This is a genomic window from Telluria sp. ZT3P25 (assembly GCF_059685895.1).
Genome location: NZ_JCASIJ010000001.1, coordinates 475,362 through 502,287 on the forward strand (window position 1 = coordinate 475,362; position 26,926 = coordinate 502,287).

General features: G+C 63.5%; 12 protein-coding genes. 6 read left to right on the forward strand and 6 right to left on the reverse strand.

Going from position 1 to position 26,926, the window contains the following annotated elements:
• Positions 1 to 49: 49 nt before the first annotated feature.
• Positions 50 to 1,018, reverse strand: a complete 969-nt coding sequence (locus AC56LY_RS02150) for an IS1595 family transposase (protein WP_499576159.1) — start codon at positions 1,016 to 1,018, stop codon at positions 50 to 52.
• A 339-nt stretch (positions 1,019 to 1,357) separates the two neighbouring features.
• On the opposite strand from AC56LY_RS02150, the gene AC56LY_RS02155 reads away from it, so the two are divergent.
• Positions 1,358 to 4,243: a TonB-dependent receptor domain-containing protein gene (locus AC56LY_RS02155; RefSeq protein WP_499576161.1), complete on the forward strand. Its 2,886-nt coding sequence runs from the start codon at positions 1,358 to 1,360 to the stop codon at positions 4,241 to 4,243.
• Positions 4,244 to 4,763: 520 nt separating this feature from the next.
• Entirely contained in the window at positions 4,764 to 7,526 is a 2,763-nt protein-coding gene (locus AC56LY_RS02160; RefSeq protein ID WP_499576163.1) for a TonB-dependent receptor, read from the forward strand.
• 115 nt (positions 7,527 to 7,641) lie between these two features.
• Here the strand turns inward: AC56LY_RS02160 and map are convergent, their stop codons facing one another.
• From map to glnE, 5 genes are all read right to left on the reverse strand, one after another.
• Positions 7,642 to 8,409: a type I methionyl aminopeptidase gene (gene map / locus AC56LY_RS02165; protein ID WP_499576165.1), complete on the reverse strand. Its 768-nt coding sequence runs from the start codon at positions 8,407 to 8,409 to the stop codon at positions 7,642 to 7,644.
• A 93-nt stretch (positions 8,410 to 8,502) separates the two neighbouring features.
• Positions 8,503 to 9,477: an IS1595 family transposase gene (locus AC56LY_RS02170; protein WP_499576168.1), complete on the reverse strand. Its 975-nt coding sequence runs from the start codon at positions 9,475 to 9,477 to the stop codon at positions 8,503 to 8,505.
• A gap of 164 nt (positions 9,478 to 9,641) precedes the next feature.
• Positions 9,642 to 12,485 (reverse strand): TonB-dependent receptor domain-containing protein, encoded by a 2,844-nt coding sequence (locus AC56LY_RS02175; protein WP_499576171.1) that lies wholly within the window; start codon positions 12,483 to 12,485, stop codon positions 9,642 to 9,644.
• 410 nt (positions 12,486 to 12,895) lie between these two features.
• The gene (locus tag AC56LY_RS02180) at positions 12,896 to 15,769 is read right to left on the reverse strand and encodes a TonB-dependent receptor plug domain-containing protein (RefSeq protein WP_499576173.1); all 2,874 of its coding nucleotides are present in this window, start codon (positions 15,767 to 15,769) and stop codon (positions 12,896 to 12,898) included.
• A gap of 306 nt (positions 15,770 to 16,075) precedes the next feature.
• Positions 16,076 to 18,829 (reverse strand): bifunctional [glutamate--ammonia ligase]-adenylyl-L-tyrosine phosphorylase/[glutamate--ammonia-ligase] adenylyltransferase, encoded by a 2,754-nt coding sequence (gene glnE / locus AC56LY_RS02185; RefSeq protein ID WP_499576174.1) that lies wholly within the window; start codon positions 18,827 to 18,829, stop codon positions 16,076 to 16,078.
• 207 nt (positions 18,830 to 19,036) lie between these two features.
• Here glnE and AC56LY_RS02190 point away from each other — a divergent pair, with 207 nt between their 5' ends.
• The 4 genes from AC56LY_RS02190 (at position 19,037) to aroG (ending at position 26,886) form a co-directional block, all read left to right on the forward strand.
• On the forward strand, positions 19,037 to 23,164 hold the full coding sequence (locus AC56LY_RS02190) for a YhdP family protein (RefSeq protein WP_499576175.1): 4,128 nt from the start codon (positions 19,037 to 19,039) through the stop codon (positions 23,162 to 23,164).
• Between the two features lies 1 nt (position 23,165).
• A complete protein-coding gene (locus tag AC56LY_RS02195; RefSeq protein ID WP_499576177.1) occupies positions 23,166 to 23,963 on the forward strand; it encodes a carbon-nitrogen hydrolase family protein in 798 nt (265 codons plus the stop codon).
• A 90-nt stretch (positions 23,964 to 24,053) separates the two neighbouring features.
• A complete protein-coding gene (gene tldD, locus AC56LY_RS02200; protein ID WP_499576178.1) occupies positions 24,054 to 25,514 on the forward strand; it encodes a metalloprotease TldD in 1,461 nt (486 codons plus the stop codon).
• A gap of 313 nt (positions 25,515 to 25,827) precedes the next feature.
• Positions 25,828 to 26,886, forward strand: coding sequence for a 3-deoxy-7-phosphoheptulonate synthase AroG (aroG, locus tag AC56LY_RS02205; protein WP_499576179.1), 1,059 nt, complete (start codon positions 25,828 to 25,830; stop codon positions 26,884 to 26,886).
• Positions 26,887 to 26,926 lie beyond the last annotated feature (40 nt).

The window sequence follows — 26,926 nt, forward strand, 5'->3', positions numbered from 1 at the left end:
AAAACCCGGTCACTGCCAGTGACCGGGTTTTTTTTTGGCGCAGTCAACGTTATCTGTTGATGACGCTGATAGCGATGCGAAGCAATTGTTCCGGCGAAATAACCCTCTCTCCATCCAGCGCCCAGCGCCAGCCAAGGTAATTGGGCAGGTAGCGCGACGCCACGCCACGAAAGCCCTGTAACCAGGCCTTGAAGCGTTGATGGTAGGCGTTCACGTTCTGCACGTGGATGGCAAGGTTGCCCAGCCGCCTCGCACGCACACCAGCGCGCAGGTTGACCGTCTCATGCGCGATCCTGTGCTTGCGTGCAAAGGCACGGTAAGCGGGATGGCTGTCACTGACCAGCAACGCCTGCCGATCCAGCCTGGGCAGCAAGTTACGGTCGAGTTGCGCAGCCTTGAGCGCACCGCGGCCGGTGACGGCATCGATGGTGCGTCCCTCGCGGTCGCGCGCGACCAGGATGCAGTCCAGTTCGCTTGAAATGCCTCGCTTGGCAGCGTGCCCGCCGCGACGGCGCGGCGGCCGATCGAGCGTACGCGAACCTTTTTGTGACTCGAGCAGAAATGTTTCGTCAGCCTCGACGATGCCATTCAGGAGTGCGGGCCGGTCGAGCTTGACCCAATGCAGAAAGCGGTGGCGCCAGCGAAAGGCCGTGTTGCGGTGTACCCCGACCCGATCAGCTGCCTTGCGTACGGGAAGTGAATCGAGCAGCACCTGCGAATAGGCGAGCCACTTGGCCTTGAGCCTCAGCCGCGCCAGTGGCGTACCAGTCAGATCGTTGAAGGTGCGGCCACAGGCGCAACAACGGTAACGCTGCAAGTCATTGGCGAACCCGTGCCGGTAGCAACGCTCGTTGTTGCACCGGGGGCATCGGCGCCCTGGCGCTCTGACCTCACTGATGAGTGCGACTACCTGATCGAGCCCGGCTGCAGGATGCAGGGCATCGAGCACTTGCCGGCGCTGCGGCTCATTCAGCGAAGGCAGTTTTGCGAACCGGCCCTTGAAACGCGGCGCTTTCATGATCGACTCCTGACGCTGGGGACAGGCGTTGGACCACTGGAGTGCTCGTCAGTTCAAAGCTAGTCTCTATTTAACGTTGACTGCGCCTTTTTTTTTCGCCAAAACTGATGCAGAGATCGCATGTCGAATGAATAAAGATTGGTCGACTACTCGGCGTGGATAAATCGCCTGCGTCATCGGCAGTCACTTGTCATCTCTGTGCAACAAAGCAAGGAATACATACCCTATCACGTAAAAAATCGTTTTATTTTCATTAACTCTCTGCGAGACTTTATCGTTGTATGTACCGGGTGCATACAGACATTTTCGGATAATAATAATCGCAGCGAGAGGAAATCAATGAAGCCGCCAGTCCTGAAATACAGCGTCATCGCGGTCGCCATGGCCATTGCCACATCACCATACGCATCGGCACAAAATGCCGGCGGCGAGGGCGCCCAAACCGTGTATGTCACGGGATCGAACCTGAAGCGCACCGAGAAGGAAGGCACCCAGCCCATCCAGATCATCACCGCGAAGGATATCCGCGAAACCGGTGCCTCCACGGTGACCGAACTGATCCGCCTGGTGCCATCGATGGGCTCGGATGTGAACCTCGACACCAACGACGGCGGGTTTTCCCGTGGTGTGTCGACCGCTTCACTGCGCGGGCTGTCGTCCAGCTCCACGCTGATCCTGCTCAACGGCCGCCGCATGACGCCGGTCGCGTATGCCGATCCGAACGATGGCAACTCGACGCTGTATGACCTCAATTCGATTCCGCTGGCGGCGCTCGAACGCGTCGAGATCCTGCGCGATGGCGCCTCGGCCGTGTATGGGTCGGATGCGATTGGCGGCGTGATCAACTTCATCACCCGCTCCAATTACAAGGGTGCCGAAATCTCGGCGCGCGTCAGCGCCAACGATGACAACGAATTCAAGCGCAAGGGCGTCAACGTCGTTGCCGGCACGGGCGACCTCGACACCGATGGCTATAACGTGTTCTTCACGGCTGACCTGTCCGACCGCGACCGCGTTCTGCGCGAAAACGTCAAGGACATCGAGTTCGAACAGTACCGCCGTCTGTCGAACCGTTACGCCACGCCGTACGGCAGCACGATTTCAGGCGCGCCCGCGTTCTACCGCGAGACCGCACCCAACTCTGGCCAGTTCACCGCGACCCGCGCCAATGCGGCCGACCGCCTGCGCCTGAGCACGAACTGCGACCCGGCGCGCCAGTTGACCGGCTCCACAGCCATGGGTCTGGCCGCGACCAGCGTGTTCGTGGGCCGCACGTTCTGTAACTACGACACCAACCAGAACCTGGAAGGCACGGGCGAGGGCAAGGATGCGAGTCTCTTGAGCCGCGGCACGATCAAGCTGGGTCCGAACGTGCGCGCGTTCGTCGAGGGCGCCTACGCCCGCACCGAGCGCCAGTACACGTCCAATCCGATCACGATCAATACCACGCCGGTGACCAACTTCAATGCGACTGGCGTGGCGCCGAGCTACCAGACGATTCTGCCGGCCGGTCACCCCGACAACCCGTTCCCGAATGCGCGCGCCTCGGTGGCCTACCGCTTCGAGAATGCCCCGAGCGGCACCGAGACGATCAATGAACAGGGGCGCCTGCTCGCGGGCCTGCAAGGCTCGCATTTCAACTGGGACTGGGAAGTGGGCCTGCTCTACAATGAAGCACGCCGCAACGACAGCTACGAGGGCCGCCTGTACCTGCCGGTGCTGCGCCAGCTGAACGCCGGCGCCACGCTGGCGCAGCTGTCGGCCAACCCGGACCTGTTCCGCAGGACCCAGAGCGACGACAAATCGTCGATCACGCATTTCGACGTCAAGGCCAATACCCAGTTCGGTCAGCTGGGCGGCGGGGCGATCGGCGTCGCGGTGGGCGCCGAAGCGCGCCGCGAAAAGCTGCAGATGAATCCTGGCGAGTTGCTGGCGACCGGTCAGATCTACGGGCTGGCCAACACCATCATCGATGGCGAACGTGACGTCAAGTCGGCCTTCATCGAAGTGCGTACCCCGTTCTTCAAGAACTTCGAGATGGACTTCGCCGGTCGCTGGGACAAGTACCCGGGCATCAAGACCAACTTCGTGCCGAAGGTGGGCGCCAAATGGACGGTGATTGACAGCCTCGCCTTGCGCGGCAGCTACTCTGAAGGCTTCCGGGCACCGGCGTTGTCGCAGGTCACGCCAGGCGGCGCGCAGTTCTTCCTCAACAATCTGTACGATCCGCGCCGCTGCGAGAGCGACGAAGTGACGCCCAAGCCAAACGCGACCGAAATCGATTGCCGCAAGTCGGCATCCGGCACCGGTGGCGCCAACCCGAACCTCAAGCCGGAAGAATCGAAGAGCTATACCTTCGGCATCCTGTTCTCGCCGAGCCCGAGCTTCGATATCGGTCTGGACTTCTTCAAGATCCGCAAGGAAGGCGAGGTGGCACTTGGTACGGCGTTCGATGCGCTGCGCGACGAAGACACCAATCCCGGCCTGATCGTGCGCGATCAGAATCCTGCCAACTTCATCACCGATGCCGCCGGCCGGCCGATTGCGGGCACGGGCCCGCTGTTGACGGTGCGCCAGCCGTGGCTCAACAAGGGTTCGGTGGAAGTGCAGGGCATCGATATCGACGTCGCCTTCCGCAAGAATCTGGGCGACTGGGGCAATTTCAGCGCCAAGCTCACGTCGGCCTACCTGCACTCGTACACGCTGCAGCAGGAACCGGGCGATGCCGAACACAATCTGGTTGGCTACAATGCCGGCCTGCTTGACTGGAACCTGAGCAGCAGCATCGATTTGCCGCGCTGGAAAACGAGCCTGTCCGCTTCGCTGACGCGGGGCGCGCATGCCTTCAGTGCCAACGTCAACTATACCGGCCCTGTGTCGCTGCTGCGCAAGTACGACAACCAGACCGCCTATGACGCGGCATTCTGTCACTACCAGCCAGCCACCAGTGCAGGCGCGCCCAGTGCCAGCATCACCGTACCTGGCTACCTTGCTGAGTTCCCGGATTGCAAGGTCAAGGAATGGGTGCGATTCGGCGTAGGCTATACCTACACCGGCATCCAGAACCTGTCGCTCACGTTCAACGTCCAGAACCTGTTCGACAAGGCGGCGCCGTTCGACCCGCGCTACGGCGCTACGGCAGGTGCGCCACTGGCCGGCTACAACGAAGGATTGCACAATCCGTACGGCCGCTACTTCACCGCGTCGGCCCGTTACAGCTTCTAGGCATCGACGATGATCCTTACCCGGCCTGGCCTGGCGGGTGAGAACAAGGGCCGGAACCGCATGCGGTTCCGGCCCTTGTCCGTTGTACCCCAGCGCTGCGGGTCTTCCATGGCACCACGGTGAGGCAGGTATGCACCCCTGCGGGGAGACGGATTGTGTGAAATCCGCGCGAAAGTGAGGTTGTGTTGCCTGCAGATCACCTGGCTTGCGCGATAAATCGCGACCCAAGGCCATGCCTGGTTGTTACTTGACAACGAATTTGTGACTATTTGACTACGATTCCAATGAAAGTCTCGCGGGCTTCAGAACGATGATCCATTCACTTTGGATGTCTTTACAAGAATTTACCAGCAGTAAATACACGGCACTGTGACATTCGCATGAAGCGGGGATGTCTGAGCCCCGGATTTCTACTTGGTGAGAGGCAATGGCGTTGCCATAATGAATCGGCGCTGTACAGAGAGCCGCAACAGACATGCTCCATTTTGGCGCGTTTATGAATGCAACTAAGGATGATTCAATGATGTTCAACGAAAAGATGAGCGTGCGTGCAGTGCGCCTTGCCCTTGGCCTGGTATCGACTCTGGTCGTTGCCCATGGCGTGGCACAGGAAGCACCGATCCAGCGCGTGGAAGTCACCGGTTCGGCGATCAAGCGCATCAACGTCGAGGGCGCGCTGCCGATCCAGACCCTGACCCAGGAAGCGATTGCCAAGACCGGCGCCAACAGCGTTGCAGAGTTGCTCCAGACCCTGCCTGCGATGCAGGGCTTCACCATTGGCGCGATCGCCGCCGGCACCAACTCGGGCGGCCGTGTGTCGGCCTCGATCCACGACATCGGCGAATCGTACACGCTGGTGCTGCTCAACGGCCGCCGCCTGGCGCCACAAGGTTCGGGCAGCACGGTCAATCTGCAAGCCATCCCGATGAGCGCTGTCGAGCGCGTTGAAATCCTGACCGATGGCGCTTCGGCCCTGTACGGTTCGGACGCCATCGCCGGCGTGATCAACTTTGTCCTGAAAAAGAACCAGCAGGGCGGCGACATCGAAGCGAACTACAGCCAGCCGACTGCCGGCCAGGCGGGCGGTTCGCGCTATATCGCCGCAACCTACGGCATGGGCGACCTGGACACTGACGGCTGGAACGTGCTGGCGAGCTACCGCCGCGATGAGCAGGACCAGATCCGCTCGACCGAACGCGATTTCGCCGACACGGCTTTCCGCCGGTTCTCACGCAACGGCACCAACTACGTCTATGACAATACCAGTACCGCGTCGGTGCCGGCCAATGTCACCGTGGCGTTCCGCAACCCGGCCGGCGTCGCCGCACTGCCATCGGTCGGCTTCTCGCCGTACCTGCTTGCCAACAACAATTGCCCTACGTTGACTGTGCCGAGCATCAACAACAACGGCACCACGGCGCGCAACTGCACGTTCGACTATATCCAGACCGTCGAAATGGTTCCGGAAAACAAGCGCGACAGCCTGTTCCTGAAAGGGACCAAGAAGCTGGGCGACAACTGGGAAGCGTTCACCGACATCGCTTACTCGCGCTTCGACCTGACCGCGCGCATCGCACCGAATACCGCGCCGTTCACGATCGTTGCCGGCTCGCCGCAGTTCAATCAGTATGTGGCACCTTTCCTGAATGCGACCCAGCTCGGCCGCGTCAACACCGTCTCGGGCAACTACCGTGCCTATGACTGGGGCACGCGCGACAGCCAGACCATCACCGAGTCGAAGCACGCAGTGGCGGGCGTTGAAGGCGAGTTCGCTGGCTGGAACATCAACAGCGCGCTGACCTGGTCGGAAAACTCGATCGACGAGCGCTATGTCGGCGGCTACATGAAGAACGCCGAGTTCCGCAATATGCTGACCAACCGCCTGTTCGATCCGTTCGCACCAATCGGCGCGCAAAGCGAAGCAACCCAGAAACTGATCGACGCCTCGATCTTCAACGGTTCGATCCGTGAAGCCTCGACCACCCTGAAGGCAGCCGACGTGCGCGGTTCGCGCGAGCTGTTCGCCCTCAGCGGCGGTGCAGCCCAGCTGGCCCTCGGCGCGGACTACCGCGAATACCACTACCAGCAGGATCCATCGGCCGATGCGGTCAATGGCGTGATCTATAACTTCAACGCGCCGGCCCGGTATGACATGAAGCGCGACAACGTCGGCGCCTTTGCCGAAGTGCTGGCCCCGTTGACCAAGCAGATCGAGGTCACGGCGGCGCTGCGCTACGACAGCATCTCGGCCATCGACGACGGCGTGCGCGGTCGCAAGGTCGGCAGCGATCAGTCGAAGACCACGTACAAGGTCTCGGCCCGTTACCAGCCGATGCCGGAACTCCTGTTCCGCGGTTCGTACGGTACCGGCTTCAAGGCGCCTGACATGCTCAGCCTGGCTCAGCCAACCGTCAACGCCGGCTTCACCGCATCGTCGTGGGCCTGCCCGATTGCCGATGCCACGCTGTGCCGCCCGGGCTCGACGCAATACAACGTGCTCTCGACCGGCAACGAGGACCTGCGTCCTGAAACCTCGAAGCAGTTCACCGTCGGCATGCGCTTCGAGCCATCCCCACGCTTCTCGGCAGGCCTGGACCTGTGGGACGTGAAGATCAAGGATGCCGTGAGCGCCGTCAGCGAACAGCAGGCATGGGCTGACCCGGTCACCTTCCGCGCGCTGTTCCAGACCTACACGGAACCTGCAACCGGCAACACCTACTGGGCGTTCCTGCAGTCGTCGGTAAACATCGGCAAGACCCATAACCGCGGTATCGACTGGGACATGACCGGCCGCCAGCGCTTCGGCTTCGGCACCTGGACGACGACGCTGAACGGCACGTACATGATGAAGTCGGACTACACGCGTGCGGGCACGGCGAATGACTGGACCAACAGCATGAACTACTTCGGCACCAACAATGCCGTCACGTTCCGTCATATCGTCCGCCTGTCGAGCTCGCTCGATACGGGCAAGCTGTCGAACTCGCTGATCGTCAACTACCGCAATGGCTATGTCGATGCAGCCGCCACGGTGCGCAACCTGGACACCGGCCGCAACGAAACCGGCTTCCGCCTGGATGTGCCATCGTTCCTGACCATTGACTGGCAAGGCCGCTATACCTTCACCGAGAACTTCATCCTGCGCGCCGGCATGAAGAATATCGCGGACCGCAAGCCGCCGCTGTCGCTGCGCGCCTCGTCGGGTCACCAGGTTGGCTTTGACCCGCGCTACGCCGATCCACTCGGTCGTCAGCTGTACGTGACGGGCAACTACAAGTTCTGATCAGGGCTTGAGTTGAACGAAAAAGGCCGGATCCTTAACAGGATCCGGCCTTTTTTTTGTCTTCGCGTTTTTTGTCTTCGCGTTTTTTATCTTCGCGTTTCTTGCTGGGCCCTGATCAGCGCGCGTCCGGCCACGGCGTCAGGATCTCGGCGCCGTTTTTGGTTACCACCAGCATGTGTTCCCACTGCGCCGACAGCGACCCGTCACGCGTCATCACGGTCCAGCCGTCCTCTAACTGGATCACATCATCTGCGCCCATATTGATCATCGGCTCGACCGTGAAGGTCATGCCTTCCTTCAGCAGCAGGCCCGTGTTCTTGCGGCCATAGTGCAGCACCTGCGGTTCTTCGTGGTAGACCCGGCCGATGCCGTGGCCGCAGTAGTCGCGCACGACCGAGTAGCCGGCGCCTTCGGCCAGCTTCTGGATCGCGTGGCCGACGTCGCCCAGGCGCGCGCCCGGGCCGACGGCGCGGATGCCGGCCATCATCGCTTCATAGGTAACCTCGACCAGCTTCTTTGCTTCGGGTGACGGCGTGCCGGCAAAGTACATGCGGCTCGTGTCGCCATGCCAGCCATCCTTGATCACGGTCACGTCGATGTTGACGATGTCGCCATCCTTGAGGATGTCCTTTTCGCTCGGGATGCCGTGGCAGACCACGCCGTTGATCGACGTGCACAGGGTTTTCGGGAAGCCGTGGTAGCCGATATTGGCCGGCGTGGCCTTCTGCACCTTGCGAATGTGGTCGTGGCAGCGGCGGTCGAGTTCTTCGGTGGAGACGCCGGGCACGACAAATTCCTTGATCATGTCCAGCACTTCGGCGGCCATGCGGCCGGCCACACGCATCTTGGCGATGTCTTTGTCGTTTTTGAGTTTGATGGTCATACGGGGAGGGAGTCACGCGGCAGCGCCGCAGGCAAACCGCCATGATACCGCGTCGGCGCCAGTCGGGCAGGGCAGGGATGTAAAAAGGCGCAGTCATCGTTTTCTATTGATGACGCCGACTGCAATGCAGAACAATTGTTCTGCAGAACTGACTCGCCCGCCATCCAGGGCCCAGCGCCAACCCAGATAATTGCGCAGGTAGCGTGATGCCACGCCGCGAAAGCCCAGTAACCAGGACTTGAAACGCCCGTGGTAGGCGTTTACGTTCTGAACGTGAATCGCTCGACCTCCCGCATGCCTGGTGCGCACGCCGGCACGCAGATTGACTGCCTCATGGGCAATCCTGAACTTGCGTGCGAAAGCCCGATAGGCAGCATGGCTGTCGGTGACCAGCAGTGCCTGTGGATCGAGCCTGGGCAGCAAGTCACGTTCGAGTTGTTTGGCTGTCAGGGCACCCCGCCCGGTGACGGCATCGATAGTATTGCCGTTGCGATCGCGCGCAACCAGGATGCAATCCAGGTACCGCGATATGCCACGCGTGGGGGCGTGCCCGCCGCGCCGCCGCGGCGGGCGGTCCAGCGTGCGCGATCCCTTTTGCGATTCGAGAAGAAACGTCTCATCGGCCTCGACAATACCGTTCAGGGATGCCGGCCGGTCAAACTTGATCCAGTCGAGGAAGCGGTGACGCCATCGGAAAGCCGTTTTGCGATGCACGCCAACCCGGTCTGCCGCCTTGCGCACGGACAGTGAATCGAGCAGCACCTGCGAATAGGCGAGCCATTTGCCCTTGAGCCTGAGCCGCGCCAGTGGAGTGCCGCTCAGGTCGTTGAAGGTGCGGCCACAGGCGCAGCAGCGAAAGCGCTGCAGATCGTTGGCGAACCCGTGCCGGTGGCAACGTTGGTCACCACAGCGGGGACAGCAACGGCGAGCCCCTCTGGCCTGGGCGATGAGTGCTACTACCTGGTCGAGCCCGGCTGCAGGATGCAGGGCGTCGAGCACTTGCCGACGCTGCGGGACGTTCAGCAATGGCAGCCTGGCGAACCAGCTCTTGAAATGTGGTGCTTTCATGACCGGCTCCTGGCGTTGAGGACAGGAGTTGGACCACGGGACGGCTCATCAGTTCAAAGCTCGGCTCTATTTAACGTTGACTGCGCCTGTAAAAATGCCCGCCAGGCAGAGCCGGGCGGGCATATGGTCAGGACTTCAGGACAGGGTCTTGCGACCCCGGTCCATTAGAACGACTGGTTGTAGCGGACGTAGAAGAAGCGGTCCAGCGACAGGTCGACGTCGATAGCCGTTGCCGATGCCTGCGTGTTGTACGCGACGCGTGGCGACTTGTCGAACACGTTGTTGATACCGAACAGGATACGGCCATCCCACGACGTCTTGAAGCCGACGTTCACGTCATGGATCACGTACGAACCGAGCTTGTTGGCACCAGTGCCGTTATCAGCGGTTTCAAACGTAGGCATGTTGCACTCGATCTGTTGCGGCACATCGTAGCAGCTGTCCTTGACCGGGCTGAAGTAGCGAACACCCCAGGTGGCGCTCCAGTTACCCATGGTCCAATCGAGGTTGGTGTTCGACTTCACACGATTGTAGAAGAGCTCGCCTGCGTATTCCTTCCATGGCGTACCAGCGCCGTCGTTGGTGCGGAACGAATCGACATACGACGTTTCGTTACGGATGGCGAACTGGCCGTAGGCGGTGCGTGGCAGACGGTACGAGACCGACAGATCCAGGCCTTCGGTTTCCATCGCACCCAGGTTGGCGTTACCGCGCGACAGGGCGCTGATCTGGCCGGTGACCGCGTCACGACGAATCACGCTGCAGTAGTCTGCATTGCCCGAGATGTAGCACTCGTTGGCAACATAGTCGGCGCCGATTGCAGTGATGCGGTTGGCGATCTTGATGTTGTACCAGTCGAGGCCAACGGTCAGGCCGGTCACGAACGATGGGCTGTAGACGATACCGGCCGTTTTGGTGACTGCGGTTTCTGGCTTCAGGAAGCTGTTACCGGCGCCCGAGTTGAAGGCGACCAGCGACTGCGTGCCAGTGGTGCTCGAGACTGGCGTGCCAGCCTGTTGCAGTTGACGGTAGGTTGCGTTGGTGCCAGCGGCCACGCAGCGTGCCTGAACTGCGCTGCTGGTTGCAGCTTCGCCGAAGCGGGTGTCGCATGGGTCCAGGAAGGTGTCGAACGACTGCGAACCGCCACCGAAGGTGTCACCGATGGTTGGAGCGCGGAAGCCTTCAGCCCAGGTACCACGGAACAGCACGTCCTTGACCGGCTTGTACATGAAGCTGGCCTTGCTGTTGTTGGTCACGCCGAAGTTGCTGTAGTCCGAGTGGCGGGTGGCCAGGTTGAAGTTCAGCAGTTCTGCGAACGGCTGGTCCTTCAGGACAGGGATCTGCAGCTCTGCGTACGCTTCACGCACGGTGTAGCGGCCGTAGGTTGCCTGACCCGACAGGTTGGTCGAGTAGCCCGACTGCGAGAACTGGTCAGGAACGTCCGAACCCTTGACTTCACGGTGCTCGATACCGACCGCGATGCCCAGCGCGCCGGCTGGCAGCTGATACAGTTCACCGGCGATATCGGCGGTGGCGCTGTTGATGGTCGAACCGTAGGTCTTGGTGCCGTTGGTGTTGATGTACGCCAGCGCTTCCGGGGTCGACGCCGATGGGCCGCCCAGGATGTCAAACGGGGTGCACGAACCGAGCGCGATCGGGTTGGCAGCCGTACCGCACTGGACAACGCCGCTGGCGTTCATGAACGATGGGCCCAGCGCCTTCTTCAGGTTCAGCAGGTTGATGTTGCCGCTATCGTTCGAGGTGCCCGAGACCTTGTTGTGGTTGTAGCCGGCGCTCCAGTTCCACGCCAGATCCTTGATGGTGAATTCACCTTCCAGGGTCGCGTCGATGTGCAGCGTGCGGTTTTCGTTGTCGGTCACGCGCGGCAGTTCGATCGTGCGGCGCTGGAAGAACAGATCCTGGCCACGACCGGCGCCGGCAACCTGGTTACCGTACGGGTTGTAGTAGCTGTCCTTGTCGACGTAGACCGGGTAGGCGGCCTGCGAGGTCGACTGCAGCGGATAGCCGGCAATGGTGCGCAGCGACTGACGCTGCGAGTACATCGCGGTGGTCTTCAGGCGCATGTCTTTCGGCAGCGCGATCTCGCCCTTGACGAACAGCGTGTCGAGCTTGTTCGGCGACAGCAGATCCATGTCTTGCGTCGAGTTGTACTTGTCGTCATTGCTGCCGACGTACGGGTGATAGTTGTTCGGGTTGCGCGACACTGCGCCCTGGCCCTGACCGTCGAACGAGCCGGTGTGGTTCAGGTATTGGTTGAAGCCGCCAGCAATCGGGTTGGTCAGAGCGCCGCCGCTCAGTGGATTGACCGGCGTGATGCGACCCCATGGGCCTGCGGCCAGACCGTCGAACGGGTGGTACGGGCCATTCGAGTAGCTGGTGCTGTTGCGGGTCTGCGTGCTCACCAGGCCTTGCTCGGTGTGCGACAGGCCGAACATCAGCGATGCTTTGTCATCGCCGGCGCCGTAGCTCAGCGAGAAGTCCTTGTTCTTGCCGTCGTTCTTCTCGTTCTGACCGGTGTAGATCGACAACTGGCCGCCCTGCATGTTCTTTTTCAGGATGATGTTGATCACGCCTGCGATTGCGTCCGAGCCGTAGATCGACGATGCGCCATCCTTCAGGATTTCCATACGCTCGATCATTGCCGACGGAATGGTCGACAAGTCGGTGTAGCCATCGACCGACTGGGTCCAGCGCTTGCCGTCGACCAGCACCAGCAGGCGGTTCGAGCCGAGGTTGCGCAGGCTGACGAACTGGCCGCCGGCTTCGGTGTTCGAGGTCAGCGAGCCCGAACGCGAGAAGTCAGGGGCGCCAGCCGACGACAGGTTGTTCAGGATGTCGCCGACGGTCACCAGACCCGACTTCTGGATCTGTTCCTGGCTCATGATCTGCAGTGGCTGGGCCGTTTCCAGGTCAACCTGGCGAATACGCGAACCGGTCACTTCAACGCGCTGTGGCGCAGCGACTTCCTGCGCGATCGCAGCGGTCATGCCAAGGGTCATACCGCCGAGGCAGATAGCGCGGACCGAACGGGACAAGAGTGTTTCCATCATGTTGCAGAACTCCTAGGGGTGTATGCGCGGCGGGACCTGGGTAAGGGCCTGCCACCGAAAAAATGTCGCGGTGCGACTCGCTGAAAAACGCCAACTAATTGGTCAAACGGCTTTTCAAGTCAGCAATAAAACCATTCGGGGTACTTCACTGTCAATGCATACGCACCAGAAGGGTGAGAATGTGACCGTTTTGTTGCAGAAATGTGTATTTACTGATTTTCTATCTAACATGTAATTGACTCGGCGGTTACTTGCTGATCTAAGTTTGGTCAGACGGCAAAAAGCCCGTCCGGCTTGCGCCGGACGGGCTTTTTAAGCAATTAAATTGCTATGTGTTACGTATTTTTTTAGAACGACTGGTTGTAGCGAACGTAGACAAATCGATCGATCGGCAATTCCGGGCTGACCGACGACGACGACGAGTTGCCACCGGTGGCCGAACCGGCGCTGTAGTTGATGACCGGTTTCTTGTCGAAGATATTGTTCGCGCCGAGCAGCAGCTTGGCGTTCCATGGCAGCGCGTAACCGATCGACAGGTCGCCGTACCACATCTCCTTGGCACGGGTGTAGCCGGTGCCCCAGCTGGTCTTGGCAGTCGGGTCCGAGCATTCGCCCGGCAGTGTCAGCGAGAAGCAACGGTTCTTCTGGCTGCTGTAGAAGCGGGCCGTGAAGGTTGCGCTCCAGTTGCCCATGTTCCAGTCCAGCGAGGTGTTCGACTTGACGCGGAACGTGTCGTATTCGCCGGCGTACTCGACCCATTCCGAATCCGGGGTCGACTGCTGCTTGTACGTGTCGGTGTAGGTCGTTTCGCTGCGGATCCCGAACTGGCCCCATGCGGTGCGTGGCAGGCGGTAGTTGATCGCCAGATCGACGCCTTCGGTTTCGACCTTGCCGCGGTTGGTGTTGCCGATCTGCAGATCGACGACCTGGCCGCTGGCATCACGCGTGATCAGCGAGCAGAAGTTTTCCACGTTGTACAGGAAGCACTCCTCGATCGTGTCGGTGGCCGACACGCCCGTGATCAGGTTGTCGATCTTGATGTTGAACCAGTCGACCGAGACCGACAGGCCCGGCACGCTCGACGGGCTCAGGACCAGACCCAGCGTGCGGGTCTTGGCGGTCTCGGGCTGCAGGAAGCTGTTGCCGGCGCCGGTCGTGAACGGGAACGGGGTCTGGCCGCCGGTGGCAGGCACGTTCGCACCCGTCTGGTTTTTCTGGCGGAAGCCGGCCGGCACGCCGCGCGCCGCGCAGCGCTGGGCCACGGCCGGGTTGACGGCCGCTTCGCCGACGACGCTGTCGCAGGCATCGAGGTAGCTGGCAAAGGTCTGCGAGCCGCCGCCGAACGTGTCGCCCAGCGTTGGCGCGCGGAAGCCTTCGGCGTAGGTACCGCGCGTGAGCAGGTCACGTACCGGTTTCCACATGAAGCTGGCCTTGCTGTTGGTGGTCGAGCCGAAGTTCGAGTAATCCGAATAGCGCGTGGCCAGGTTCAGGCTGAGCAGTTCGGCAAACGGCACGTCCTTGAGCAGCGGGATGTTCGCTTCGAGGTAGGCTTCGCGCACGGTGTAGCGGCCGTAGGTCGGATTGCCGGCCAGGCTCGACGAATAGCCCGAGCGTTCGAACTGGCCCGGCACGTCGTCGCCGCGCACTTCGCGGTGCTCGATGCCGCCGGCAATGCCGACCGCGCCAGCTGGCAGCGTGAACAGTTCGCCGCTGAGGTCGGCGGTGGCGCTGTTGACGACCGAGCTGTAGGTGGCCTGGGCAATCGACATCACGTAATCGAGCGCTTCCGGGGTCGAGGCCGATGGGCCGCCCAGGATGTTCCACGGGGTGCATTCACCCAGGCCGATCGGCGCGGCGGCAGTGCCGCACTGAACGATGCCTGCGGCATTGCGGAACGACGGGCCGAGGGCGCGCTTGAGGTTGATGAGGTTCAGGTCGCCATAGCCGGTGACCTGGCCATCGACCTTGCTGTGGTTGTAGCCGACGCTCCAGTTCCACGGCAGCGTGCGGATCGAGAACTCGCCTTCGAGCGAGGCGTCGATGTGCAGGCTGCGGTTGCTGTTGTCGGTCACGCGCGGCACTTCGATCGTGCGGCGGTAGAAGAACAGGTCCTGGCCGTTGCCGGCGCCGGCTACCGAGTTGCCGTACGGATTGTAGTAGCTGTCCTTGTCGACATACACCGGGTATCTGGCCTGCGAGGTCGAGCTCAGCGGATAGCCGGCAACCTGACGCGACGAGGTGCGATCGGCGTACATCGCGGTGGTCTTGAAGCGCATATTGGCCGGCAGTTCGACTTCGCCCTTGACGAACAGCGACGTCAGCTTGCTTGGCGTCAAAAAGTGCATCTGGCTGGTCGAGTTGAACAGGTCGGCCGGCGCATTGGCAAAGGTGTGGTAGTTGGCCGGATTGCGCGCATCCTGGCCCACGCCATCGCCCAGCGGGCCGCCGGTGTGGTTCAGCACGCGGTCAAAGCCGGTGACGGCGCCGGTCGAACTGACCTGGCGGATACGGCCCCACGGGCCGCTGCCCAGCGACGAATTCGGCCGCGTCGGGCCATTCGTCGTGGCGGTGATGTCGCGCGTGCGCGCCCAGACACCGCCCTGGTCGGTATAGGTCAGGCCGAACAGCAACGACGCCTTGTCGTCGCCGGCGCCGTAGGTGACCGAGTAATCCTTGGTCTTGCCGTCGTTTTCTTCGTTCTGGCCGTGGTAGACGCTGACCTGGCCGCCCTGCATGGTTTTTTTCAGGATGATGTTGACCACGCCCGAGATCGCATCCGAACCGTAGATCGACGAGGCGCCATCCTTCAGGATTTCGACGCGCTCGATCAGTGCCGACGGGATCGTCGACATGTCGGTATAGCCGCTGACCGACTGGGTCCAGCGCTTGCCATCGACCAGCACCAGCAGGCGCTGCGCGCCCAGGTTGCGCATGTCGAGGAACTGGCCGCCCTGTTCGCGGCTCGCGCCCAGCGACGAACCGCGCGAGAAGGCCGGTACGCCGGCCGAGGACATGCTGTTGATGATGTCGCCGACCGTGACCAGGCCACTTTTCTGGATTTGTTCCTGGCTCATGACCTGGACCGGCTGCGCCGTTTCCAGATCGACCTGGCGAATGCGGGAGCCCGTTACTTCGACGCGTTGCAAGGTCTCTTGTGCGGTGGCGGTCATCGACGCCAGCGCCAGCGTCACGGCGAGTGCGATCCTGGTACGTTGTTGCATGTGCTCTCCATCCTGAGCCCCGTGGTGTGGGGCAGTCTAATGATTGATCGGCGAACTGGCGCATGCTCAACAAATCGCGATACTTTTTGCTGGATATGCATACGCCTCAGGTATCAAACCATTCGCTATTGACGGGTGTCAATAAGTCAGGAGGGCATTTCTGTTGCAAATACAACAGTTAACAAAAAGAAATTAAATGACTAAAAAGTCAGCAGCTCGCACGTGCTTTTGGGGTGCAACAAATACTGCTTTTGGGTGGAGGTAGTGCGGGGAAAAACCATGCGCACCAGGGTGGTGCGCATGGAATCAACTGGTAAAACAGGCGTGCCACAACCGCAGCACGCTGTCGGGATGGGCGCCCACTTGGGCCGGCTCGACCCGGGTCTTGTCGTGCCCCTGCAGCCGCACGCTGTGCTGCAGCTTGCGCATGGCGCGGTATGCCGCTGCGACCTGGCTGGCCATGGCCGCGTCGATCAGGCCCAGCTCGCCGCACAGGTGCAACAGCGCGATGTTGCCGGCGTTCGCGGTCAGCTGCGGATAGGTGTGTGCATGACGCAGCACCAGGTATTGCACGATGAACTCGATGTCGATCATGCCGCCCGCATCGTGCTTGAGGTCGAACTGCGTGCTGCGGTTCAGGTTGGCGTCATGCATGCGCGCGCGCATCTGCACGACTTCGTTTTTCAGCACATCTGCCTGGCCGGAGCGGTCCTTGCGCAGCACCTGTTCACGGATCGCCTCGAAGCGCGCGCCGATGGCGGCGTCACCGGCGCAAAAGCGCGCCCGCGTCAGCGCCTGGTGCTCCCAGATCCAGGCCGCTTTGCTCTGGTAGCGCTCGAAAGCGGCGAGGGACGACACCAGCATCCCGCTGGCGCCGTCAGGACGCAGGGCGATGTCGATGTCGAACAGGATGCCGGCCGGCGTCGGCGCCGTCATCCAGGTGATGAAGCGCTGGGCCAGCCTGGCATACAGCGGTGGCGCGTCGCCATCGTCGTCGTCGTACAAAAAGATCACATCCAGGTCGGAGACGTACCCCAGCTCCTTGCCGCCCAGCTTGCCGTAAGCGATGACGGCAAAGCGCGGGACCTCGCGGTGGTGGCCATTGACCGCGCGCCAGGCGTGCGTGACCACGGCGCCGACGATCGTGTCGGCCAGCGCTGACAGATGATCGGCCAGGTGCTCGACCGACAGTTCGCCGGCCAGGTCCAGCGCCAGCAGGCGAAACAGTTGCGCGTGGTGCGTCTCGCGCAGGATGTCGAGCTGGCGCTCGGTGTCGCCGGCCGCGTCGTTCAACTGCGCGTCGAGGGTGGCTGCCAGTTGCGGCAGCGCTTCGGCGCCGGCGTTGCGGTCGTCCAGCAGTTCGTCGAGCAGGATCGGGTGCTGGGTCAGGAACGTCGCGGCCCAGCCGCTCGCATTGATCATCCGGATCACGCGCTCGAGCGTGTGCGGGTATTCGGTCAGCAGCGCCAGATAGGCCGAGCGGCGCGCGATCGCCTCGAACAGGTCGAGCAGGCGCCCCAGCGTGGCGGCGTGGCTGCCGATGCCGGCATCCTTCACGACCGTGGCGATCAGGGGCAGGGCGGCCTCGACCAGGGCCAGCAGGCGCACGCGGCTGAAGTCCGGCAGGCTGGTCAGGCGCGCGCCCTGCAGCGTGTTGGTCAGGCGGCCGGCGGCGCCCCGTGGATCGTTGAAGCCCAGGTCCGCCAGGCGTGTGGTCAGCGCGTCGAGGTTGTCCAGATCGTCGACCAGAGCCGGCGCATCGGGGTCCTGGTCTGGCGCTTCCTTGTCGGCGAAGATCGCGTCGAACTGCTGCGCGACGTAGGTGCGCTGTTCTTCGAGCCGCGCGAGCAGGGTGGCTTCGTCCGGGCAGCCCATCATGCGCGCCACGGTCAGGCGGTCGTCGTCGCTCACCGGCAGCGTGTGGGTCTGGGCGTCTTCGAGGTATTGCAACCGGTGTTCGAGGTTGCGCAGGAAGGTGTAGGCCTGCAGGAGGCGTTCGACCGTGTCGACCGTCAATAGTTCGCGTTCGGCCAGCAGGAGCAGCGTCTTGCGCGTGGAGCGCTCGCGCAGCGCCGGATCGCGTCCGCCGCGGATCAGCTGGAAGACTTGCGCCAGAAATTCGATCTCGCGGATGCCACCGCGGCCCAGCTTGACGTTGTGGCTGCGTTCCGGGTGCAGGCGCTCCTGGCGTTTGACCTCGGCGCGGATCTGGGCGTGCATCGTGCGGATCGCATCGATGACACCGAAGTCCAGGTAGCGCCGGAAGATGAACGGCTGCACGATGGCGTCGAGCGCCGCGATGTCGTCCGGCTCGCCCGTGACAGCGCGCGCCTTGACCCACGCATAGCGCTCCCATTCGCGCCCCTGGACGATCAGGTATTCCTCGACCATGCCGAAGCTGGCCGCCAGCGGGCCCGACTTGCCGTTGGGGCGCAGCGCCATGTCGACCCGGAACACGAAACCGTCCTCGATCACTTCGGACAAGGCCGCGCTCAGGCGGCGCCCCAGGCGGATGAAGAATTCGTGGTTCGATAACTGGCGCTGGCCGGCCGCAGCGGCCGTGTCGCCGTCTTCCGGATACACGAAGATCAGGTCGATGTCCGACGACACATTGAGTTCGCCGCCACCCTGCTTGCCCATGGCCAGCACGATCAGGTGCTGCGGGCGCCCCGAATCCTCGCCGACCGGCATGCCGTGCGCCGCGACCAGCTCGGCCATCAGGCTGGTCACATGGGTCTGGATCGCGAAGTCGGCAAAGGCCGTCATTGCGGTGACGACTTCATCAAGGTCAGCCTGCCCGCCGAGATCGCGCGCGACGATGGTCGAGATCAACAGGTTGCGCACCCGGCGCATCGCGCGTTCGAGCGGCAAGCCCTTGGCCAGTTCGCCCTCCAGCAGCGCGCGGAAATCGGCGTGGGCCAGCGATAGGGCGGACAAGCTGGCGAGCTGCCCGGCGCGCTCGGGCGCGGCGCCCAGCCAGCGCGCCACGAAACGCGAGGCGGTGACAGGAACAACAACAGTGGCTGGGGTAGTCTGTGGTGCAGTGGAAACTTCGGTCATCGTTGATCCTGGGAAACGCGATGGATGGCCGTTTCAATAGGCCATTAGTCGGGGCCGGCAGGCAGTCGATGCGTTAAAATGGCCCGCTAACAGGCCGTCGCTGCTGCCCGGGTCAGCACCGATGGTAAGGTAGACGCCGCAACGCATGCAAGCGACCTGTTTTTTGAGCTATACATTTTTCGGCGAGCCTTTGTTATTAGCACCTTGATGCACAACCCGGATCCGCAGGCGACATCCGCGTCGCGGCCGCTGGCCGTACGCTGGCGCCGGGCGCGCGCGTGCTACCGCTTCGCGAACCTGGCCTCGCACCACGTGCTGGGCTTTGCCATCAAGCTGCTGCTGATCGTGTATTTCGCGCTGGCCGTGCTGTTCCTGGTGCTGCGCTACGCCATCCTCCCCAATATCGACCTGTACAAGAGCGACATTGAGCGCGTCGCCGGCAATGCGCTCGGCAGCCGCGTCACGATCTCGCAGCTGGCCGCGTCATGGCACGGGATGCGCCCGGTGTTGTCGCTGCGCGACGTGCGCCTGCACGATCGCCGTGGCCGGCAAGTACTGGCCTTGCCGCAAGTCGACGCCACGATCGGCTGGTGGAGCATCGCCGCGCTCGAACCCCGGTTTGCATCGCTCGAAATCATCGGCCCGCGCCTGGCCGTGCGGCGCGGCCGCGACGGCGTGCTGGTCGTCGCTGGCGTGCGGCTCGAGCAGCAGCAGGGCAACGGCGCCGGCGCCGACTGGCTGCTGCGCCAGCGTGAAATCGTCATCCGCAATGGCCGCGTCGACTGGGTCGACGAATTGCGCGGCACGCCGCCGCTGGCGCTGCAGGGCGTCACGCTGGCGCTGCTCAACCGCTGGGGCGCACACCATGTGGCGCTGACGGCGACGCCGCCGGCGCGGCTGGGCGGTCCGATCGATATCCGCGCGCGCTTCCGGCACCGCTTCGGCCAGCAGCCGTCCGATGTCACGCGCTGGAAGGGCGAGCTGTACGCCGATCTGCGCGACGTCGACCTGGGCGCCTGGAAGCGCTTCGTCGATTATCCGATCCAGCTTGAACGGGGCCGCGGCTCGCTGCGCACCTGGATCAATGTCGACCAGGCCCGCCTGGCCGGTTTTACCGCCGACCTGGCGCTGGCCGGCGTGAATGCGCGCCTGGGTCCGAACATCGCACCGTTGCAACTGGCGCGCGTGTCGGGCCGCCTGAGCGCGCGCGAAACGCTGTTGACCGGCAAGGGCGATGGCAAACCGACGTTCGGCGCGAACGGCCACGCGCTGCGGCTCGACAATTTCACGGTGGTGGCGCGCGATGGCCGCGCCTTGCCGCCTGCCACCCTTGAACAAACCTGGCGGCCTGCCGCCGATGGCAAGCCCGAGCAGGGCACGCTGCGCGCGCAGGGCCTCGATATCGGCGCGCTGGCAGCGCTGGCACAGTATCTGCCGATCTCGCCCGTGCAGCGCGGCCTGCTGGCCGATTACGCGCCGCGCGGCACGTTGCAGGATGTCAGCGTCGAATGGGATGGGCATTATCCCGGTGTGACTGGCTGGCGCATCCGCGGCGACGTCGCCGGGCTGGCGTTGAAAGCCCAGGCCGCGCGCCCGGGACGGGCCGCAACACCCGGCTTCGAGAATCTGAGCGGGCGCATCGACGCCAACGAGCGCGCCGGCAGCGTCAAGCTCGACTCGCAGCAATTCGCCTTGAACATGCCGGCCTGGTTCGCCGAGCCGCGCATGCCGTTCGACCGCCTGGCCCTCGATGCGCGCTGGCAGTTTGACGCGGGTCGGCAATTGCAGGTCGATATTGAGGACCTGGATTTTGTACAGGGCACGTTCAAGGGATCGGTCTCGGGCCGCCACAGTATGCCGCTCACGCCGGGTCACGGCCCCGGCACGGCCGACTTCACGGGCAACCTCGACGGTTTCCCGATCGACAAGATCGGCACCTTCCTGCCGCTGGCCACGCCGCACGGCCTGCATGACTGGCTGGTGGGCGCGCTGCAGGGCGGCCAGCTGCACGACACCACGCTGCGCCTGCGCGGCGACCTCGCGCAGTTTCCGTTCAAGGCCTCTGACACCGGCGAATTCCGCGTTGCCGGTCGCCTGGCTGGCGCGCGGCTCGAGTATGCGCCGGGCCACCGCCATCCGGACGGCACACCGCTGTGGCCACTGGCCGAAGCCATTGACGGGCGCATCGTGTTCGACCGCGCACGCATGGAAATCACGGGCAGGAGCCTGCGCACGCTGGGCGTGGCGCTGTCGAACGTCAAGGCCGTGATCCCCGACCTGGGCGCGCATGACAAGATGATGCTGGAGATCGATGGCGCCGGCGCCGGGCCGCTGCAGGAATTCCTGCGCTACGTGGCGGCCACGCCTGTGCTGGGCTGGATCGGCCACTTTACCGAAGACACGCAGGGCAGCGGCAATGCAAAGCTCGACCTGAAGCTGCGCCTGCCGCTGTCGCACCTGAACGAAGCCAAGGTGCAGGGCAATCTGCAGTTGCAAGGTAACGATGTCGTGCTCTTCCCCGAGCTGCCGGCGCTGCAGAACGCCCACGGAAAAATCGCGTTCCACGACCACGGCTTTGGCCTCGAAGGCGTTGGCGCCGACTTCCTGGGCGCGCCGCTGGCGGTGGGCGGCGGCACGGCGCCGGACGGCAGCACGCGCGTCACGCTGGCCGGCACGCTGTCGGCCGAGGGCATGCGCCGCACCGCACCGGTGCCGGCGCTGGGCCGCCTGGCCGAACGCCTGTCGGGCAGCACGCCGTATCGCGGCGAGATTGTCGTCAAGGCCGGGCATCGCACGATCACCATCGATTCGGCGCTGGCGGGACTGGGCATTGAACTGCCGGCCCCGCTGAACAAGGTGCAGGACGCGAACCTGCCGCTGCACTTCGTGCTCGAGGGCGAGCCGACCGTCGATGGCCTGGCGCGCGACGTCATCCGCGTCGGCGTGGGGCAGGACCTGGGCGCGCGGTACGAACGTGAAAAGCAGGGCAAGGGTGCCTGGCGCGTGACCCACGGCGGCATTGGCGTGAACGTGCCGGCCCCGCGCCCGGACCAGGGCCTGATGGCGCACCTGGACATGAAGGCGCTCAATGTCGACCACTGGCTGGCGGCGGGCCGCGCCATTGCCGGCATGGACAAGAACACGCCTGCCCCGGCCCCCGATGCAACGCCGGCCGGCGGCGCCGACTTCACCCAGTATGTGCTGCCGACGGTGGTCGCCGGTCGCGTCAGCGAACTGACGGTCGGCGAACGGCGCGTGGCCGACGTGGTCATCGGCGCCACGCACGTGGGCGACACCTGGCGCGCCAACCTGCATTCGCGCCAGGCCAGCGGCTATCTCACCTGGGCCGAAACGCCCAGCGGCCTGGGCAAGGTCACGGCGCGCCTGGCCTCGCTCGTGATTCCGGAATCGGCCGAGGCCGAGGTCAAGGACCTGCTCGAGTCGAACAAGGGCGCCACGGCCAGCATCCCGTCGCTCGACATCGTGGCCGAACGCTTCGAGCTGTTCAACAAGAACCTGGGACGCCTGGAGCTGGACGCCAGCAATGTGCGCGCGCTGGCAGGGCGCGAGTGGCGCATCGACCGGCTGGCGCTGAGCAACCCCGATGGCAAGCTGAAGGCATCGGGCCGCTGGTTGACCAAGGATGGCAAGAGCAATACCAGCCTGAACTTCGCGCTCGATATGGACAATGCCGGACGCCTGCTCGACCGCGTGGGTTTCCCGGACACGATCGGGCGCGGCAACGGCTACCTGCGCGGCGACATCTCGTGGGCCGGCCTGCCGTATGCGATGGACATCCCGAGCCTGTCGGGCCAGATCGAGATGAACGTCGAATCCGGCCAGTTCCTCAAGCAGGACCCGGGCGCAGCCAAGCTGCTGGGCGTGCTCAGCCTGCAGGCCTTGCCGCGTCTGCTCAAGCTCGATTTCCATGACGTGTTTTCCGACGGTCTGGCATTCGACGGCATCACGGCCAACGCGCTGATCACGCGCGGCGTGGTGCGCACCGACAATCTCAAAATGCATGGCGTGGCCGCGACCGTCCTGATGAATGGCACGGCCGATATCGCCAACGAGTCGACCAATCTGCGCGTGGTCGTGATCCCGGAATTCAATCTGGGCACCGGCCCGCTCGTGTACGGCCTGGCCGTCAATCCGGTCCTGGGCCTGGGCGGCTATCTGGCCCAGCTGTTCCTGCGCGCACCGGTGATGAAGGCGCTGACTTACCAGATGCAGGTGACAGGGCCGTGGAAATCGCCGACCATTACCAAAATCCCCAACGGACCTGACAGCGCCACTGTCAGCACACCAGCCACCCCCACCGCCAGCAAGGAATGACATGACGACCGTCGCCGCGATCCAGATGATTTCCACTCCGCACCTCGAAGACAACCTGATCACCGTACGCCGCCTCGTGGCCGAGGCTGCCGGCAAGGGCGCCACGCTCGTGGCCTTGCCCGAGTACTGGCCGATCATGGGCATGACCGATGTCGACAAGGTGGCGCTGGCCGAAGAACCGGGCGCCGGGCCGATCCAGGACTGCATGGCCGAACTGGCGCGCGAGCACGGCATCTGGCTGGTGGGCGGCACGCTGCCGCTCGTCTCGCCAAGCGCCGGCAAGGTGCTCAATACCACGCTCGTGTATGACCCGCAGGGTATGTCGATGAGCCGCTACGACAAGATCCACCTGTTCGGCTTCAACAAGGGCACGGAATCGTACGACGAGGCGCGCACCATCGTGCCGGGCGACGCGGTCGGCGTGTTCGATGCGCCGTTCGGGCGCGTCGGGCTGTCGGTGTGCTACGACCTGCGCTTTCCCGAGCTGTACCGCGCGATGGGCGAGTGCGCCTTGATCATCGTGCCGGCCGCGTTCACCTACACCACCGGCCGCGCGCACTGGGAAGTGCTGCTGCGCGCGCGCGCCATCGAGAACCAGTGCTATGTGCTGGCTGCGGCGCAGGGCGGCATGCACGTCAATGGCCGCCGCACCTGGGGCCACAGCATGCTGGTCGACCCGTGGGGCGAGGTCAAGGCGGTACTGCCGGAAGGCGAGGGCGTGATCACGGGCGAACTCGATCCGGCGTTCCTGCGCGGCGTGCGCGACAGCCTGCCGGCGCTGCGCCACCGGAAGATGTAAACCAGGCTGTCACATGAACGTGGCGCAGCGATGCGAACAAACGGGATATGGCACAATGCCCGTTCCAACCGACGCCTGAATCGAACCACCATGACGCCATTCGAACCGAATCTTTCCGCCATCGCCGTTGCCCGTGACGTCCTCCTGACGCCATTCGGCCTGGACGAAGACAAGCTGCTGCGCGCGCTGGGGACGATGTTCACGCACAAGGTCGACTACGCCGACCTGTACTTCCAGTTCACCAAGAGCGAAGGCTGGAGTCTCGAAGAAGGCATCGTCAAGAGCGGCAGTTTTTCGATCGACCAGGGCGTCGGCGTGCGCGCGGTGTCGGGCGAAAAGACCGCGTTCGCGTACTCCGACGAGATTTCAGAACAGGCGCTGCTGGACGCTGCCTCTGCCACCCGCACCATCGGGCGCCAGGGCGCCGGGCGCATCAAGATCGCGCGCAGCACCCAGCACAGCGGCGGGCGCTCGCTGTACCTGCCCAGCGATCCGCTGGCCTCGCTCGATGCGACGGCCAAGGTGACGCTGCTCGAGCGCGTCGAAAAGATGGCGCGCGCCAAAGACCCGCGCGTGGTGCAGGTGATGGCGGGCCTGGCCGGCGAATACGATGTCGTGCTGGTGCTGCGCAGCGACGGCGTGCTGGCGGCCGATATCCGGCCGCTGGTGCGCGTGTCGGTCACCGTCATCGCCGAGCAGAACGGGCGGCGCGAAGTGGGTTCGTCGGGCGGTGGCGGGCGCTTCGACTACGGTTACTTCACTGATGAAGTGCTCGATCGCTATGCGACCGATGCCGTCAAGGCAGCCTGCGTGAACCTGGAAGCGCGGCCGGCGCCGGCCGGTCCGATGACGATTGTGCTGGGCCCGGGCTGGCCCGGCGTGCTGCTGCACGAAGCGGTCGGCCACGGCCTCGAGGGTGACTTCAACCGCAAGGGCTCGTCGTCGTATGCCGGCATGATCGGCCAGCGCGTGGCGGCCAAGGGCGTCACCATCGTCGACGACGGCACGCTGCAGGACCGGCGCGGCTCGCTCAATGTCGACGACGAAGGCAATCCGACCCAGTGCACGACGCTGATCGAAGACGGCATCCTGAAAGGCTACATCCAGGACACGATGAACGCGCGCCTGATGAAGATGCCGGTTACCGGCAACGCGCGCCGCGAATCGTTCGCGCACCTGCCGATGCCGCGCATGACCAACACCTATATGCTCGCCGGTGACAAGGACCCGCAGGAAATTCTGGCCTCGGTCAAGAATGGGCTGTACGCGGTGAACTTCGGCGGCGGCCAGGTCGATATCACGAACGGCAAGTTTGTGTTCTCCGCCAGCGAGGCGTACATGATCGAAGACGGCAAGGTCACCTATCCGGTCAAGGGCGCTACCTTGATTGGCAATGGCCCTGAAGTGATGAACCGCATCTCGATGATCGGCAACGACATGCGCCTGGATTCGGGCGTGGGCGTGTGCGGCAAGGAAGGCCAGAGCGTGCCGGTGGGCGTGGGCCAGCCGACCCTGCGCATCGATGGCGTCACGGTCGGCGGCACGGCCTGAGTTTGCATTGATGATGCGTTGCTGTGGTATCCGGTAACAAGCTGTCTGTACAAGCCGTCATCGACGGATAAAGGGCTTGCCAAGTTTTGCGGGTTGTTGCTATAGTCAATTGACCAAACACGGACGACATCATGCGCCACGCTTTCTTTACCTGCTTTTTTTACTTTAGCCATTCCAGCCTCAGGCGGTGGAACAGCAGCGGGTACGCGCAGTAAAAGTCCCGGCAGCATCCAGACAAACCGCCAGCAATGGCGGTTTTTTTATTTTCAGACGGTATAAAACCAACTCAACCGAGCACGAAAGAGAGTCCAGCATGCCCCGCACCGACGACCTACGCATCCGTGAAATGAAGGAACTGACGCCACCCTCGCACCTGATCCGCGAGTACCCCGTCACCCCGGGGGCCGAGCAGACCGCGGCCGGCGCGCGCGTCGACCTGCACCGCATCCTGCATGGCCAGGACGACCGCCTGATGGTGGTGATCGGGCCATGCTCGATCCATGATCCGAAGGCGGCGATCGAGTATGCGCGCCGCCTGGTCGAACAGCGCCAGCGCTTCGCCGGTGAACTCGAGATCGTGATGCGGGTCTACTTCGAAAAGCCCCGCACGACGGTGGGCTGGAAAGGCCTGATCAACGACCCGTACATGGACAACAGCTTCCGCATCAACGACGGCCTGCGCATGGCGCGCGAGCTGCTGCGCGACATCAACGAGATGGGCCTGCCGGCCGGCACCGAATTCCTCGACGTGATCAGCCCGCAGTACATCGCCGACCTGATCAGCTGGGGCGCCATCGGTGCGCGCACGACCGAGTCGCAGGTGCACCGTGAGCTGGCGTCCGGCCTGTCGTGCCCGGTCGGCTTCAAGAACGGCACCGACGGCAATATCAAGATCGCTACCGAGGCCATCAAGGCTGCGTCGCAGCCGCACCACTTCCTGTCCGTCACCAAAGGCGGCCACTCGGCCATCGTATCGACCTCGGGCAACGAGGATTGCCACATCATCCTGCGTGGCGGCAAGGCGCCGAACTACGACGCCGCCAGCGTCGACGAAGCCTGCCGCCAGATCGCCGCGCTGGGCCTGGCCAGCCGCCTGATGATCGATGCGTCGCATGCCAACAGTTCTAAAAAGCCCGAGAACCAGGTGCCGGTATGCGCCGACATCGCCGCGCAGATCGCGGCCGGCGACGATCGCATCGTCGGTGTGATGATCGAGTCGAATCTGGTGGGCGGGCGCCAGGATCTGGTGCCGGGCAAGGAATTGACATATGGCCAGTCGGTGACCGATGGCTGCATCGACTGGGACAGCAGCCTGCAGGTGCTCGATGGTCTGGCAGCGGCGGTGCGCCAGCGTCGCCTGCGCCAGGAATAATCCAGGCGGTGCGCGATGCGCCGCCGCAATGACAAAGGGG